Source organism: Prevotella sp. P2-180, assembly GCF_002251435.1.
Taxonomy (GTDB): Bacteria; Bacteroidota; Bacteroidia; order Bacteroidales; family Bacteroidaceae; genus Prevotella.
The window spans coordinates 1-14,219 of sequence record NZ_NPJI01000105.1 but is presented as its reverse complement, the minus strand read 5'-3'; the positions used below and the strand labels follow the sequence as shown (position 1 = coordinate 14,219).

Sequence of the window (14,219 nt, the reverse complement as noted above, 5' to 3'; positions counted from 1 at the left end):
AGCTATAGCGACCACGCTCGGCGTGACTTCCTGCATGGGAGCCAACGTATACCTCTAAAAGGCATTGCGCCAAAATACCGAAGTGAACCCGAACTTCTTTTGGGTTCACTTCATTGTGTTTGAAATTTTTATTTGCCGAATGGATACCTGACAATCACCATTATCAAAAAAAATCTTAATATTACACTTTTATATCTACATTTTCGGAATTAAAGATGTATCTTTGCAAAGGTTTTTTAAGACAATGCCAAGAGATAGAAACTTTAAACAACATATTTGATATGAAAAAGAAACTCACGAAGGTACTAGTATTGGGTTCGGGTGCCCTGAAAATCGGACAAGCCGGCGAGTTTGACTATTCTGGCTCGCAGGCTCTCAAAGCTTTACGCGACGAGGGCATTTCGTCTGTTCTTGTCAATCCTAACATCGCTACTATCCAGACATCGGAAGGTATTGCCAACAAGGTGTATTTCCAGCCTGTCAACACTCATTTTGTGACAGAGATAATACGAAAGGAAAGACCTGACGGCATACTGCTCGCATTTGGCGGACAGACTGCCCTTAACTGCGGTACTGAGCTATACCAAACAGGCGTGCTGAAGGAGTATGGCGTGGAAGTGTTGGGCACTTCCGTTGAAGCCATCATGAACACTGAAGACCGTGACTTGTTTGTACGCAAGCTTAACGAGAAAGAGCTGAAGACTCCTGTCAGCCAGGCAGTTGAGACCATGGACGATGCCGTGGCTGCCGCCAACCGCATTGGATTCCCCGTAATGATACGCTCTGCATACGCGCTGGGAGGACTTGGTTCAGGAATATGCCGCAATGAGGAAGAGTTCAAGGAACTTGCAGGAAGCGCATTCACCTTTGCACCACAAATTCTTGTAGAGGAGTCGCTGAAGGGATGGAAGGAAATTGAGTTTGAGGTGATACGTGACGCCAACGACCATTGTTTCACCGTTGCCTCTATGGAAAACTTTGACCCGCTCGGCATACACACCGGAGAGTCGATTGTGGTAGCTCCTACATGCTCTCTTACCGACGAGCAGGTGAAGATGCTTCAGGAAATTTCTATCCGCTGCGTGCGTCACCTTGAGATTGTGGGTGAGTGTAACATTCAGTTTGCATTCAACGCCACTACCAACGACTACCGCATCATAGAGGTGAACGCCCGACTGAGCCGTTCTTCGGCACTTGCCTCAAAGGCCACCGGTTATCCGCTCGCCTTCGTGGCAGCAAAGATAGCTTTGGGCTACACACTCGACCAGATAGGCGAGATGGGCACTCCCAACTCTGCCTATGTCGCCCCGCAGCTCGACTACATGATATGCAAGATACCTCGCTGGGACCTTACCAAGTTTGCCGGCGTAAGCCGTCTGATAGGTTCTTCGATGAAGTCTGTAGGCGAAATAATGGCCATAGGACGTTCGTTTGAGGAGATGATACAGAAAGGCTTGAGAATGATTGGACAGGGTATGCATGGATTTGTTGGCAACGACCATACTTCGTTTGAGAATCTCGACCATGAGTTGGAGAATCCTACCGATCTTCGTATCTTTGCCATTGCACAAGCTCTCGAGGAAGGCTATAGCGTGGAGCGCATAGAAGAACTGACAAAGATTGACGTATGGTTCCTTGAGCGCTTGAAGCATATTGTAGACATTAAGCATAACCTCCAAAAATACAACGACTTGCAGTCACTTCCCGAGAGTTTGCTTAAAGAAGCGAAGATTGCAGGTTTCTCTGATTTCCAAATCAGCCGTTTTGTATTGAAACCTACTTCGGGAAATATGGAGAAGGAGAACGCACAGGTGCGCCGCCATCGCAAGAGCCTTGGCATCGTTCCTGCCGTGAAGCGCATCAACACAGTGGCAAGCGAACATCCGGAGCTTACCAACTATCTATATATGACGTATGCGGTGAACGACAACGACATTGATTTCTACAAAAACGAGAAGTCGGTAGTGGTGCTTGGCTCTGGTGCTTACCGTATCGGTTCGTCGGTGGAGTTTGACTGGTGTTCGGTAAATGCCGTCAATACCGCACGTAAGCTCGGCTACAAGTCGATAATGATAAACTACAACCCAGAGACTGTGTCGACCGACTACGACATGTGCGACCGTCTGTATTTCGACGAGTTGTCGCTTGAGCGAGTTCTTGACATTATCGACCTCGAACAGCCCCGTGGAGTCATAGTAAGCGTAGGAGGCCAGATACCAAACAATCTTGCCATGCGCCTTCACAATTATGGAGTGCCCATTCTCGGCACCTCACCTATCGACATCGACCGTGCTGAAAACCGTGACAAGTTCTCTGCCATGCTCGACCGTCTTGGCATCGACCAGCCGGCATGGCGTGCCCTCACCTCGTTTGACGACATCAAGAGTTTTGTCGACCAGGTAGGATTCCCAGTCCTCGTACGTCCGTCATACGTGCTCTCCGGAGCAGCCATGAACGTTTGCTACAGCTTTGACGAACTGGAGCGTTTCCTCCAGATGGCAACCGAGGTGAGCAAGGACTTCCCTGTTGTGGTGTCACAGTTCATGCAAGACACAAAGGAGATAGAGTTTGATGCCGTTGCCGACAAGGGCGAAGTGATAGAGTATGCCATCTCTGAGCACATTGAGTATGCCGGAGTACATTCAGGCGACGCCACAATGGTATTCCCTGCCCAAAACATTTATTTCTCAACTATCCGCCGCATAAAGAAGATTTCACGCCGCATAGCCAAGGAACTGAACATTAGCGGTCCGTTCAATATCCAGTACTTGGCAAAGGGCAGCGAGATAAAGGTGATAGAATGCAACCTTCGCGCATCACGTTCGTTCCCGTTTGTGAGCAAGATCCTGAAGCGCAACTTCATCGACACAGCCACACGCATCATGCTCGACGCTTCATACGAACGTCCTTCAAAGGGAGAATTTGACATCGACCGAATTGGCGTAAAAGCATCCCAGTTCTCATTCGCACGTCTGCAGAATGCCGACCCTGTGCTTGGTGTCGACATGTCGTCCACGGGTGAGGTAGGTTGTCTTGGCGACGACTTCAACGAGGCTCTTCTCAACGCCATGATAGCCACCGGCTACAGCATTCCGCGCCATAACATACTTGTATCTTCGGGTGGTCTGAAAGGTAAAGTGGACCTTCTTGAACCAATGAAGAAACTTGCCGAAGCGGGATATACCATATATGCCACAGAGGGTACATCCAAGTTCCTTGCCGACAATGGAGTAAAGTCCACTGTTGTATCATGGCCTGACGAGGATGGTGAAAACAAGGTGATGGACATGATAGCCGAACACAAGTTCGACCTCATCATCAATGTTCCCAAGAACCAGACAAAGCGTGAGCTGACCAACGGTTACCGCATCCGTCGTGGTGCCATCGACCATAACATTCCTCTTATGACCAATGTCCGTTTGGCCAAGGCCTTTGTTGAAGCCTTCTGCTCCATGAAGCTTGATGACATAAAGATAAAGAGCTGGCAGGAGTATAACGCTTAAAGGTAGAAGTTAAAGAAATGGCTGGGGAAGCTAACTTCCCCAGCCATTTCTTTAGCTTTCTCTTATTCAATCAGTATTGTCTCCCCGTCTTTCGTAGCCTCGAAATACGGATATTCGTCACGAAGGCTAATGTCATCGTAGATGAAATCAGCCACTATAGTATCGTGACCGTCAGGCAGTATGAGTCCCATCTTTCCGTCTTTCTGTGCAATGACAGGCATGGTCTTCCTGTCGTCCACATTAGTGTATACCCTCCTGAGGAAGTCATACTTTGGTTGTACAAGGATATCGCCTTTGTAGTTTTTGATACCAAATAGTCCGTCTTGCTCAAATACCTCGTGAAGCCGTGTGTATTTCTCCTTAATACGTTTCAGGTAGAAATCAAACTTCTTCTTGTCGTTGAGCATTGTCTTAAAATAGAGGAACGTGTCGCAATAGTTTGCCATGGCGCGAGCAAGAACAATCTGCAGGTCTAGTCCGCTAACAGCTTTTCTGTTGATGTCGATATAAGCGGCAATGGCTTCCTCTTTCTGCTCGACCGACATTCCTTTCAGCCTTTGTATAAACTTGTCCATAATATCCTTGCTGCCGTGATAAGCCTTTATGTAACGGTGGATTTGCCGTTCCATTTCGTCGCTGACAAACTTGTCTATGCGTTCCACTTCAATAAGGTCTTGATATTCTATATCAAAATTGTCTTGTGTTATCTGTGTCATAGTTGTAGTACTTATTATTTTCGACAAAGTTACGTATTTTGATTCAGATAACCAAATTTTCCTATGTTTTTTTTCAATATTACAAAAAAAAATCCTTCCCGGGGAAATAATATCCCGGAAAGGATTCATTGTATTAATAGTCCGGTCATTTACTCAATGACAACGAGCACTTCGTCTTCCATGACACTTTGCCCTGGTTGCACGCAAATTTCCGTCACCTTGCCAGGCTTTTCAGCTTCGAGGTTGTTGGCCATCTTCATTGCCTCAAGCACAACGACAGTGTCACCAGCAGCAACTTCATCGCCTACGCTAACCTTAACTTCAATAATGGTGCCAGGCAGTGGAGCCTTGACAGAATTATTGGCGTTTGCAGCACGGCTACTTGAAGATGATGATGCCGGGGCAGCGGCAGGAGCTGCTACAGGTCTGACAACCTTTGGCTTTTCGGGTTCCTTTTCAGGTTCCATCTCCACTTTGTAGTCTTCTCCATTTACAGTGACAGCAGCCACATTGTCAACGATGTCGCCTATTGTCACTTCATATATTTTACCGTCTATGGTATATTTATACTCTTTCATATTCTGATTGCTACCTATTTATGGACGCTCTGTCATGCTCAATGCGAATCCGTTCCACTGGGTGTTGCGCTCATTGATTGTGATGACGCACGATTCAGCGTCGTGGACGTTGTTACCCAGATGTTCGTGGATTGCCAGTGCAATGGCTGCGTATACATTTTTGTCGTTTGCCATAATGATTATTTTTACATTGGGATATTTCCGTGCTTCTTGGCAGGCAGGCTCTCACGCTTTGTAGCGAGCTGGGCCAGACCGCGGCAGATGCGGAAACGAGTATTGCGCGGTTCGATGACATCGTCGATGTAACCATACTTTGCAGCCTGGTATGGAGTAGCGAACAGGTCGTTATACTCATCTTCCTTTTCTGCAAGGAATGCCTTTACATCTTCTCCGGCATCTTTCTTTGCCTTTGCCTCTTTTGCGCAAAGCACAGCCACGGCACCGGAGGCACCCATAACTGCGATTTCGGCTGAAGGCCATGCGTAGTTGAGGTCGGCACGAAGCTGCTTACATCCCATAACGATGTGGCTACCGCCATAGCTCTTACGCAATGTCACGGTAATCTTTGGCACTGTGGCCTCACCGTAAGCGTAAAGCAACTGGGCGCCGTGGAGGATAACGGCATTGTACTCCTGTCCGGTACCGGGAAGGAAGCCTGGCACGTCGACAAGCGATACGATAGGAATGTTGAAAGCGTCGCAGAAACGTACGAAACGGGCACCCTTGCGGCTGGCGTTAACGTCAAGCACACCGGCGTAAACTGAAGGCTGGTTTGCCACGATACCTACGCTCTGGCCGTTGAAGCGTGCAAAACCGATGATGATGTTGCGTGCGAACTTCGGCTGTATTTCAAAGAACTCGCCATCGTCTACTATACCGCCTATCACCTTGTACATGTCGTAAGCCTCGTTGCCGTTGTCAGGGATAATCTCGTTGAGTGCATCCTCAAGACGGTCGATTGGGTCTGTACAAGCCTTGCGTGGAGCTGTCTCCATGTTGTTTGAAGGTATGAAGCTCAGCAGAGTCTTGATCATCTGCAGTCCTTCCTCTTCTGTTGAAGCCGTAAAGTGGGTCACACCGCTCTTTGAGGCGTGGACGCTGGCTCCACCGAGGTGCTCCTGGTCGATGTCCTCTCCAGTAACGGATTTTACCACTTTAGGTCCGGTAAGGAACATGTATGAGGTGTTCTCCATCATGAGAGTGAAGTCGGTAAGGGCGGGAGAGTATACAGCACCACCGGCACAAGGACCGAAGATACCGCTGATCTGTGGAATAACACCCGAAGCAAGGATGTTACGCTCGAAAATCTCGCCATATCCGGCCAGGGCATTTATACCTTCTTGAATACGTGCGCCACCAGAGTCGTTGATGCCGATAACTGGAGCTCCCATCTTCATGGCCATGTCCATTACCTTGCAGATTTTCTGGGCCATGGTCTCTGAGAGCGAACCTCCGTTGACTGTGAAATCCTGTGCGAAGATGAACACGAGGCGTCCGTCGATGGTACCGGAACCTACCACGACACCATCTCCGAGATACTGCTTCTTCTCCATGCCGAAGTTGGTGCAACGGTGGAGTTTAAACATGTCGTACTCTTCGAAGCTGCCTTCGTCAAGAAGCATGTTGATGCGCTCTCTTGCTGTGTATTTGCCGCGTGCGTGCTGTTTCTCGATAGCCTTTTCACCACCGCCTATGCGTGCTTCTTCACGCTTTGCGATGAGCTGCTTGATCTTTTCTAATTGTTTGCTCATTTTAATATTTTAATTCTTTAATTCTTTAATTCTTCAATTTCTTCAAGCCTCCAGCTTGAAGACCTTAGTGCTCGCAAAGCTCTGTCAGGATGCCTATTGTTGACTTTGGATGCAGGAATGCGATGTTGAGGTTTTCAGCACCCTTGCGTGGAGCCTTGTCGATAAGGCGAATGCCTTTCTCGTCACACTCTGCCAATGCGTTAGCCACACCGTCCTCAATACAGAAAGCCACGTGGTGAACACCATGGTTGCCCTTGTCGAGCCATTTCTGTATGGTGCTATCCGGTGATGTCGGCTCAAGAAGCTCAAGCTTTACCTCACCACACTTCAAGAAAGCGGTCTTCACTTTCTGGTCAGCCACTTCTTCTACTGCATAGCACTTCAGTCCCAATACGTTTTCGAAGTAAGGAAGTGCCTCTTCGATGCTCTGGACAGCTATGCCCAGGTGCTCAATATGAGAAATTTTCATAATTTTATGTATTAAATTTGTATAATGTTTCAATTAAAAACCGTGCAAAGATAATGATATTAATCTAAACCAACAAAGATTGTGTTGAAAATATTGTTAATTCGTCTATAATTCAACGCTAAACCTCACATTTATGCGCCTACCTGTAAGGTAGTTTGGCACGGCATACTGGTTGTCGGTCACGTCTGTCACCCAATAGTATGAGTTGACATTGTTTATTCCGAAGAGGTTCAGGCAGTCGGCTCCAAGCCATATCTTTTTTATTACACTGCCTTTTCGATCGGTATTGTCGGCTATGAGATAGTTCAAGCCTATGTCGGCTCGCTTGTAGGCGGGAGCCCTAAACTGCATGCTCTCGAGGCCTTTGTGTGGAGGTCCGAAGGGCAGTCCGTCGGCAAAGGCAAGTTTCAAGGCTACCATCAGACGTTTTAGGCCGGGGAAGTAGTCGGTGAAATGGAGGTTGATGCCATAACGTTGGTCGGTGGGCAGTGGTATAGATGCTCCGTTGAGGTTTTGGCGGGTTTTCATAACAGAGAGGGTGAGCCAAGAGTCGGTTCCGGGCACAAACTCACCATATAGTTTCATATCGGCTCCGGTGGCATATCCGTCACACTGGTTGCCACCATAATATGTAAGTTTTACATTATTAATATTATAAGGTATGAGGTTATGAAACTTCTTATAGTAGGCTTCGGCAGTGAACTTGAATGGCCGGTCGAGCATTTTGAACCTATAGTCGAAGGCTGCAACGAAATGTATTGACTGCTGGCTTTTGATGTTCTTGTTGAGATAGGCCACCGTTCGACCGTCGACGGTGGCGGTATCTCTCAGGTCTTTGTAGAACGGTGCCTGATAGTAGAGTCCAGTGGCGAAACGCAGTGTTACATCGTTGTTGAATGATGGCACTATGGCCAACGATGCCCTTGGCGACACTGTGGTCTCACCGTTATACGACCAGTGGCTGAATCTCAGGCCATAGTTCAGTGTGTAGTAGTTTGGTTTCTCTGAGTTTCCACTGAATCGGTATGTGTCCATGAGATAGCCTTCGAGCCGGTTGGCCTTGAGTTCGTTTTTCGACCTTAGTGAGTATATTAGGTCGAGTCGTTGCGGGTTGTGAGGCATGGAGTAGCCGCTTGAGTCGCGCATCTCATATTCGCTTGCGTTTTCCTTTATCTTCTCGAACTTGTATGTCAGTGCGGCTTCGGCCTGGTGTTTTTTCATTTTGTGTTTCAGCAGCAGCTTGAAACTTTCCACATGTCCTGTGAGATAGTTTCTCGCATGTTCCAGATATGTTCCCACGGCAATGTTTGAGTTTGTGTTGGTGTCGTCGAGCCAGTATTGTCCCTGTATGTCGTAGGTTTCTTCCTCCTTGGTGTAGAAGGCGGATGCGAGAAACGAAAGGGATGTGTTGGATCCTATTTTTCTTGTTATGTCGAGAGCGCCAAAAAGGGTTCTGAAGAGGTCTTTTTCCTGTCCGTCGAAATACACCTTGAAGTTTTTCACGTCTTCCATGGTGCCGAATGATGTTTCTCGGTTGTCGGGCTCGAAGTTGTAGTGGTTTTCTGATATGTTGCCAATGAAGTTTACGCTCCATAGCGAGTCAGGCCTGTAGCTTATGTATGTCTGGTAGTCGAGGAAGTCTGGCTTGTACTCTCCTTTTGTGTCCATTGACCCCACTAGATATTTGTTTGTCTTGTATCTCAGTCCATGGCTCATGGTATATTTCTTTTTTGCCACTCCCACGTAAGCGCTTGCCCCAAGCAACGACAACGACACGTTGGCCTCGTCTTTCTTGGGCTGTCGGTAAGTAATGTCAAGTGCCGACGACATCTTGTCGCCATACTTTGCCTCAAATCCTCCGGTGGAGAATGCTATTTCTCCCACCATGTCAGGGTTTATCACGCTTAGTCCCTCCTGTTGCCCGCTTCTCACGAGAAATGGCCTGTATACCTCTATATTGTTGATATAGACAGAGTTTTCGTCGAAGCTGCCGCCTCTTACATTGTATTGCGACGACATCTCGTCGTGGGTGGACACACCAGCTTGTTGCTGTATGAGTTCCTCCACCACATTTCCTGTGGCCGACGGTGTCAGTCTTGCATTTTCGATGTCAAGGCGTTCGGTTTGTGATGTTTGTCTTTTCTTTTCCGTCACCACCACTTCTTTCAACGACTCCATAGGATACATCACCACCCTCAGGGTTTGTTTTCCCTTTGGGTTTCGCAATGTTCTCTGCCTTGTCTTGTATCCAACCATTGAGAACTTTACGGTTACACTGTCAGCCGATTTGAGTTCGAGGCTGAACTTGCCTTTGAGGTTTGTCATCGTCACCTTTGCCTGTGCCGTACAAGCCACGGTGGCAAGTTCTACGGGATTTCCGTCGGTATCAACCACGGTTCCCGTCAGCGTGAACGATTGTGCCTGGAGGTTGCTTGCCGCCAGGCATGTCATTATTATGAAGATGTATCTTAATATGTTCATTAGTCCTTAACTTCCTACGTTGTTTTACTATAAAAAACGAGGAATTTGGAATAATATTGTATTTACAGACTCCAAATTCTTGAAAGCAACGAGTTCAACCATCCTGCTCTGGTCACAAACCATCTGAAAGCGCTCACCTGCTTTCCGCCATATTTCATTATCATGTCACGATATTTGTTTTTGCTGTAGGGCAGACCGACATCAAGGAAGCAGAAATGATCATAGCCGTCAGCATAGGCCTCTTTGATGACATTCCATATCGTAACCTCAGCCGGATGCAACCAATGGTATGACTTTCGCTTGAAAGCTGCATACCACAGAAAAGCATTGTTTTTCGAAACCGCTATGGCACAACAGCCTATCACGGTGTTATGGTATTTGGTGACATACAGCTTTCCATATCCCGATTTCCATACCTCACGGAAAAAGACAGTGTCAGGAATGTAGCGTTTCAGCTTTGTATAGTTATGGGCTTTAAGTAGTCGCATAAAGTCCTTGAACTCCTCCTCGTCAGCCACGGCATGAGTCTCCACCCCTTTCTCCTGTGAGGCGGTCACACGCTTCAGCAACTTCTTGTTGACTCGTTCCTCGGGCGACTTGCTGTGAAGCGAGTTGTGAATGTTCAGCCAGCTTACGGGAAAGAATCCGAACCTGCGAAGAGTCTTATAGCCAAACATCTTTGTCGACAGATGGCTGAATTCCACATACAACACCCTTACCGGCATCTTCCTCATCAGTTCTTCCACAAGGCGGTCAAACACCTCGCTGGATTCAGAGCGGTCGGCATACTCGCCCTCGCCCAAAATGCGACAGTGCCAGGTGAGAAATGGCGGAAGCCACGACGACCGTCGTCTCACCACGGCAAGCATGTGACCAGCCTCGCGTCCGTCAGCATACTTGGCCACGGCCATCAACGGGCTGTGGCGTGGCGTGCGCTCGTAGATATGAAACAACTCAGTACTATGGAAGAAGTCGCTTCCCCCAAGTTCCGGAATTTCCATTCCGCTGGTATATATCATAATCGACAAATCGTTCATACGTCTTTACTCCTTATCTCCTCATGTTGATTTTATGTCTGCAAAAATAATAAATAAACATAAAAAACCACATGTCAATAATATTTTTTTAATATTATTTCTTACCTTTGTGGCAAAAATCACATATATTAATTTATACAAGACAAAATTATGACTGATTTCAAAGATTTGGCACAACTGAGAAGAAGCCACAGAAAATTTACCGACGAAGAGATAAACCCGGAACACGTTCAGACCATACTGAGGGCAGCACTGATGTCGCCCACATCAAAAAGCCAGAGAGCATGGCATTTCGTGGTAGTGGAAGACAAAACAGACATTGAGAAACTCGCAGACGCAAAAGACCTCGGTTCACAGTTTATGAAGGGAGCTCCACTTGCCATTGCAGTGCTTGGAGACCCGCAAGCCAACGACTGCTGGATAGAAGACGGCTCAATAGCAGCCGTGTCGATGCAGTATCAAGCGGAAGAACTGGGACTGGGCTCATGCTGGGTTCAGATGCGTGGAAGAGGACTTGCAGACGGTACCACTGCCGATGAGGTGATACGCGGCATTCTCGACATACCTGCCAATTATTCCACACTATGCATCATTGCCATTGGACACAAGGCTGACCAACGCAAGCCACAGAACGAAGACAACCTGAAATGGGAAAACGTTCATGCCGACAAGTTCTAAGCCTATGAGAGTGACAATTATTGGCTCTGGCAATCTTGCCACTCAACTAGGCAAGGCCATTGCCAGCTCAGGCCATGACATAGCCCAGGTATACAGCCCCACCTACTGCCATGCGCTCACCCTTGCCGACGCACTTGGCTCATCGGCCACCTCGTGCCTCTGCGAGGTCAACGACGACTCCGACTGCTACATCATTAGCATCAAGGACTCTGCCCTCCAGACTCTTATACCGGAACTCTGCAATGGCAGGGACGACAAGGTGTTCATCCACACGGCTGGAAGCGTGCCTCTCGACGTGTTTAAGGGAGCGGCAAAGCATTATGGAGTACTTTATCCCATGCAGACCTTCTCAAAGCAACGTGACGTTGATTTCGCCACAATACCCATTTTCACAGAGTACAACGACGACGAGGCAAAGGCTGCTATCGACATATTAGCCCACAGTATCTCACCCAAGGTGACCGAACTGTCGAGTGCCGACCGAAGGTATCTGCATCTTGCCGCAGTGTTCTCATGCAATTTTGTCAACCATTGCTACACCCTTGCAGCAGGAATAATGGAACGTCACGGCATGACCTTCGACCAGCTTCTGCCTCTTATCGACGAGACAGCCTCGAAGGTGCACGACCTCCATCCAAGCAAGGCACAGACAGGTCCTGCCGTACGTTACGACACCAACGTCATCAATCGTCAGATGGACCTTTTGGCCGACAATACTCTCATGCGAGACATATACGAGATGATGAGCAAAAGCATTCACAATGAGGTAAAGAGTTAAGAAAAAACTTGAAAAAAAATGATCAATTACGACTTAAAGAAAATCAAGGCAATAGTGTTTGATGTCGACGGTGTGCTAAGCGCATCCACCATCACACTCCACCCAAATGGCGAACCAATGCGAACCGTGAACATCAAAGACGGATACGCCATACAGCTCGCCATGAAACAAGGCCTGAGAATAGCCATAATCACTGGAGGAAAAACCGAAAGCGTAAGACAGAGATACGCCAACCTCGGTGTTGAAGACATATATATGGCTTGTGCAATAAAGATACGCCACTATGAAGAATTCCTCGCCAACTACTGCTACTCTGACGAGGAAGTGATGTATATGGGAGACGACATACCTGACTACGAAATCATGAAACGTGTGGGATGTCCGGTATGCCCAAAGGATGCATGTAGCGACATCAGGCAACTGTCAATATACGTCAGCGACTATCAGGGAGGACATGGCTGCGGTAGAGACGTGATAGAACAAGTGCTTCGTGCACAAGGCAAATGGTTGGAAAACGAAAAAGCATTCGGTTGGTAGTCATGTTTGAACATCTTAAACCATATAACATCATTCTTGCAAGCAACTCACCACGCAGACGTGAGCTACTTGCTGGCCTTGGCCTCGATTTTTCCGTCAATGTGCTTCCGAACATCGACGAGAGCTATCCACCTACCCTGCCCTACGACAATGTGGCAGAACACATAGCCTGCAAGAAGGCTGAGGCTTACAAGGCTGTAATGCATCCAGACGACCTGATCATCACTGCCGATACTGTGGTGATAGTAGACAATCGCATACTTGGCAAACCTCACAATGCGGAAGAGGCCATAGACATGCTAAAAGCCATCAGCGGAAAGACTCACCGTGTGGTCACCGGAGTGTCCATCACCACTTCCACCACCCACAGGCATTTCTCTGTAGCCACCGACGTGACCTTCGCTTCACTTAGCGACGAGGAGATAGAATTCTACGTCACTCGCTTCAAACCATTCGACAAGGCCGGCGCTTACGGCATACAGGAATGGATAGGCTACATAGGGGTCACTTCTCTTAATGGCAGCTACTACAACGTGATGGGACTGCCTGTACAAAGGATCTGGAAAGAACTAAAGGCGTTGAAACAATGACAAAATTGGAATGAAATGCGATAAAACGTGTTTAAAATGCAATTTTGCTGTTAAGCGATGTTAAATTCTGTGTCTTTTTGGTTCAAAAATTTTGTACTTTCAAATAATGCGAGTACCTTTGCACTCGACAACTAGTAATTTTAATCTATATTTATCATTTTCCTAATTGGGAATCGGTCTGAGAAGATAGATTCCCATTTTTTTTTACCCTTTCGTAACTTTCACTTGTTTGCCGTCGCATTGTATGATTCGTGCTCCAGAAAGATGCTCCATGACAATGTCTTTTTCTACGATTATGGCATTAAGGGCACTGGAATTGGGGTAGCGGTTGAAGAAGATATTGTCGCTCATGTATAGCTTTATTCCGGTCACACGTCGGTCAGTGCCCATCACGTTGTAGTAGTTGAGAATTCTGGGTAGCACCCTTGGCAACACTTTTATCCCTGTCCGTCCGTCGGAAAATTCCAGTACTGCCACCACATGCCATCTTCTCCGCTTGTCGTAAGCCTCCTCTCTTTGTCCGTCTGTCATTTTGTGCGAGATAGAGATGTGACGGCCGTATTGCTTGTTTATCGTATTCATCATCTTACGGAATATCTGTCCGTGGGCTGAGGTATCGTTAAGTTGGAATATTCCTATGTAGTAGTGTATCATCTCGTGAATGATGGTATCTTCCAGCTCTTGCTCAGTGAGGTCGAAACGAGAATTGATGCGGAGACAGAAGTTGTAGCGTTCCACACGTCCATCAGGCAGCCTTCGCTTCTTAAACTCGCATTTGCCCAAAAAGGTCTTTGCGCTACTGAGCATAATGGAGGGCCTAGGCAACTTTGATTCAAACATCAGTTTGTTGTATTCGTCAAATTTGCTTTTTACGTAGTCTACGCTTGCTTTCATATTGTTGATTATTTGTTCGTTTTGAAATAAAAAAACTCAACTTTCGGAAGTTATTTTAAACCACAGAGTTTAAGAGATATAGAGTATTTATACTAATGAAAGAGGTTGAATGCCAAGGCATTTAGAGCTCATAGAGAGCTGCGCATCATGTTTGCCGCATGGAAACTCTGTGTCCTCTGTCGCTTGCGACCTACTCTATAAAACCAC

At 47.3% G+C, this 14,219-nt stretch carries 13 protein-coding genes; 5 read left to right on the top strand and 8 right to left on the bottom strand.

Translation table 11 applies throughout. The annotated features are described in order from the left end of the window. Nucleotides 1–281 precede the first annotated feature (281 nt). Nucleotides 282–3,503, top strand: a complete 3,222-nt coding sequence (gene carB / locus CIK98_RS14810; RefSeq protein ID WP_094385587.1) for a carbamoyl-phosphate synthase (glutamine-hydrolyzing) large subunit — start codon at nt 282–284, stop codon at nt 3,501–3,503. A gap of 62 nt (nt 3,504–3,565) precedes the next feature. Here carB and CIK98_RS14805 read toward each other — a convergent pair whose 3' ends face one another. From CIK98_RS14805 to CIK98_RS14780, 7 genes are all read right to left on the bottom strand, one after another. Then, nucleotides 3,566–4,219: a hypothetical protein gene (locus CIK98_RS14805; protein WP_094385585.1), complete on the bottom strand. Its 654-nt coding sequence runs from the start codon at nt 4,217–4,219 to the stop codon at nt 3,566–3,568. Between the two features lie 149 nt (nt 4,220–4,368). Continuing rightward, a complete protein-coding gene (locus CIK98_RS14800) occupies nt 4,369–4,797 on the bottom strand; it encodes a biotin/lipoyl-containing protein (protein WP_094385584.1) in 429 nt (142 codons plus the stop codon). An 18-nt stretch (nt 4,798–4,815) separates the two neighbouring features. Then, entirely contained in the window at nt 4,816–4,971 is a 156-nt protein-coding gene (locus tag CIK98_RS18350; RefSeq protein ID WP_172409979.1) for a hypothetical protein, read from the bottom strand. An 11-nt stretch (nt 4,972–4,982) separates the two neighbouring features. After that, nucleotides 4,983–6,548, bottom strand: a complete 1,566-nt coding sequence (locus CIK98_RS14795) for an acyl-CoA carboxylase subunit beta (RefSeq protein WP_094385582.1) — start codon at nt 6,546–6,548, stop codon at nt 4,983–4,985. Between the two features lie 64 nt (nt 6,549–6,612). Next, complete coding sequence (mce, locus tag CIK98_RS14790) at nt 6,613–7,017, bottom strand: methylmalonyl-CoA epimerase (protein WP_094385580.1); 405 nt, start codon at nt 7,015–7,017, stop codon at nt 6,613–6,615. A 105-nt stretch (nt 7,018–7,122) separates the two neighbouring features. Then, nucleotides 7,123–9,498 (bottom strand): TonB-dependent receptor, encoded by a 2,376-nt coding sequence (locus tag CIK98_RS14785; protein ID WP_094385578.1) that lies wholly within the window; start codon nt 9,496–9,498, stop codon nt 7,123–7,125. 62 nt (nt 9,499–9,560) lie between these two features. Beyond that, nucleotides 9,561–10,535 (bottom strand): GNAT family N-acetyltransferase, encoded by a 975-nt coding sequence (locus CIK98_RS14780; protein ID WP_094385576.1) that lies wholly within the window; start codon nt 10,533–10,535, stop codon nt 9,561–9,563. A 150-nt stretch (nt 10,536–10,685) separates the two neighbouring features. Here CIK98_RS14780 and CIK98_RS14775 point away from each other — a divergent pair, with 150 nt between their 5' ends. Genes CIK98_RS14775 through CIK98_RS14760 form a run of 4 tightly spaced genes read left to right on the top strand, consistent with a single transcriptional unit; the run spans nt 10,686 to nt 13,118 of the window. Continuing rightward, entirely contained in the window at nt 10,686–11,213 is a 528-nt protein-coding gene (locus CIK98_RS14775) for a nitroreductase family protein (RefSeq protein WP_094385574.1), read from the top strand. Between the two features lie 4 nt (nt 11,214–11,217). Further along, complete coding sequence (locus tag CIK98_RS14770; RefSeq protein ID WP_094385572.1) at nt 11,218–11,991, top strand: Rossmann-like and DUF2520 domain-containing protein; 774 nt, start codon at nt 11,218–11,220, stop codon at nt 11,989–11,991. A gap of 18 nt (nt 11,992–12,009) precedes the next feature. Further along, entirely contained in the window at nt 12,010–12,528 is a 519-nt protein-coding gene (locus CIK98_RS14765; protein ID WP_094385570.1) for an HAD family hydrolase, read from the top strand. 2 nt (nt 12,529–12,530) lie between these two features. Continuing rightward, nucleotides 12,531–13,118, top strand: coding sequence for a Maf-like protein (locus tag CIK98_RS14760; protein WP_094385569.1), 588 nt, complete (start codon nt 12,531–12,533; stop codon nt 13,116–13,118). A gap of 204 nt (nt 13,119–13,322) precedes the next feature. Here CIK98_RS14760 and CIK98_RS14755 read toward each other — a convergent pair whose 3' ends face one another. Next, nucleotides 13,323–14,012, bottom strand: coding sequence for a SprT-like domain-containing protein (locus CIK98_RS14755; RefSeq protein ID WP_094385567.1), 690 nt, complete (start codon nt 14,010–14,012; stop codon nt 13,323–13,325). Between the last annotated feature and the right edge of the window lie 207 nt (nt 14,013–14,219).

Coding starts and splice junctions, on each gene's coding strand:
- CIK98_RS14760 (WP_094385569.1), top strand. CDS start 12,531: ATGTTTGAACATCTTAAACCATATAACATCATTCTTGCAAGCAACTCA.
- CIK98_RS14795 (WP_094385582.1), bottom strand. CDS start 6,548: ATGAGCAAACAATTAGAAAAGATCAAGCAGCTCATCGCAAAGCGTGAA.
- CIK98_RS14805 (WP_094385585.1), bottom strand. CDS start 4,219: ATGACACAGATAACACAAGACAATTTTGATATAGAATATCAAGACCTT.
- CIK98_RS14755 (WP_094385567.1), bottom strand. CDS start 14,012: ATGAAAGCAAGCGTAGACTACGTAAAAAGCAAATTTGACGAATACAAC.
- CIK98_RS14775 (WP_094385574.1), top strand. CDS start 10,686: ATGACTGATTTCAAAGATTTGGCACAACTGAGAAGAAGCCACAGAAAA.
- mce (WP_094385580.1), bottom strand. CDS start 7,017: ATGAAAATTTCTCATATTGAGCACCTGGGCATAGCTGTCCAGAGCATC.
- CIK98_RS14765 (WP_094385570.1), top strand. CDS start 12,010: ATGATCAATTACGACTTAAAGAAAATCAAGGCAATAGTGTTTGATGTC.
- carB (WP_094385587.1), top strand. CDS start 282: ATGAAAAAGAAACTCACGAAGGTACTAGTATTGGGTTCGGGTGCCCTG.
- CIK98_RS18350 (WP_172409979.1), bottom strand. CDS start 4,971: ATGGCAAACGACAAAAATGTATACGCAGCCATTGCACTGGCAATCCAC.
- CIK98_RS14770 (WP_094385572.1), top strand. CDS start 11,218: ATGAGAGTGACAATTATTGGCTCTGGCAATCTTGCCACTCAACTAGGC.
- CIK98_RS14785 (WP_094385578.1), bottom strand. CDS start 9,498: ATGAACATATTAAGATACATCTTCATAATAATGACATGCCTGGCGGCA.
- CIK98_RS14780 (WP_094385576.1), bottom strand. CDS start 10,535: ATGAACGATTTGTCGATTATGATATATACCAGCGGAATGGAAATTCCG.
- CIK98_RS14800 (WP_094385584.1), bottom strand. CDS start 4,797: ATGAAAGAGTATAAATATACCATAGACGGTAAAATATATGAAGTGACA.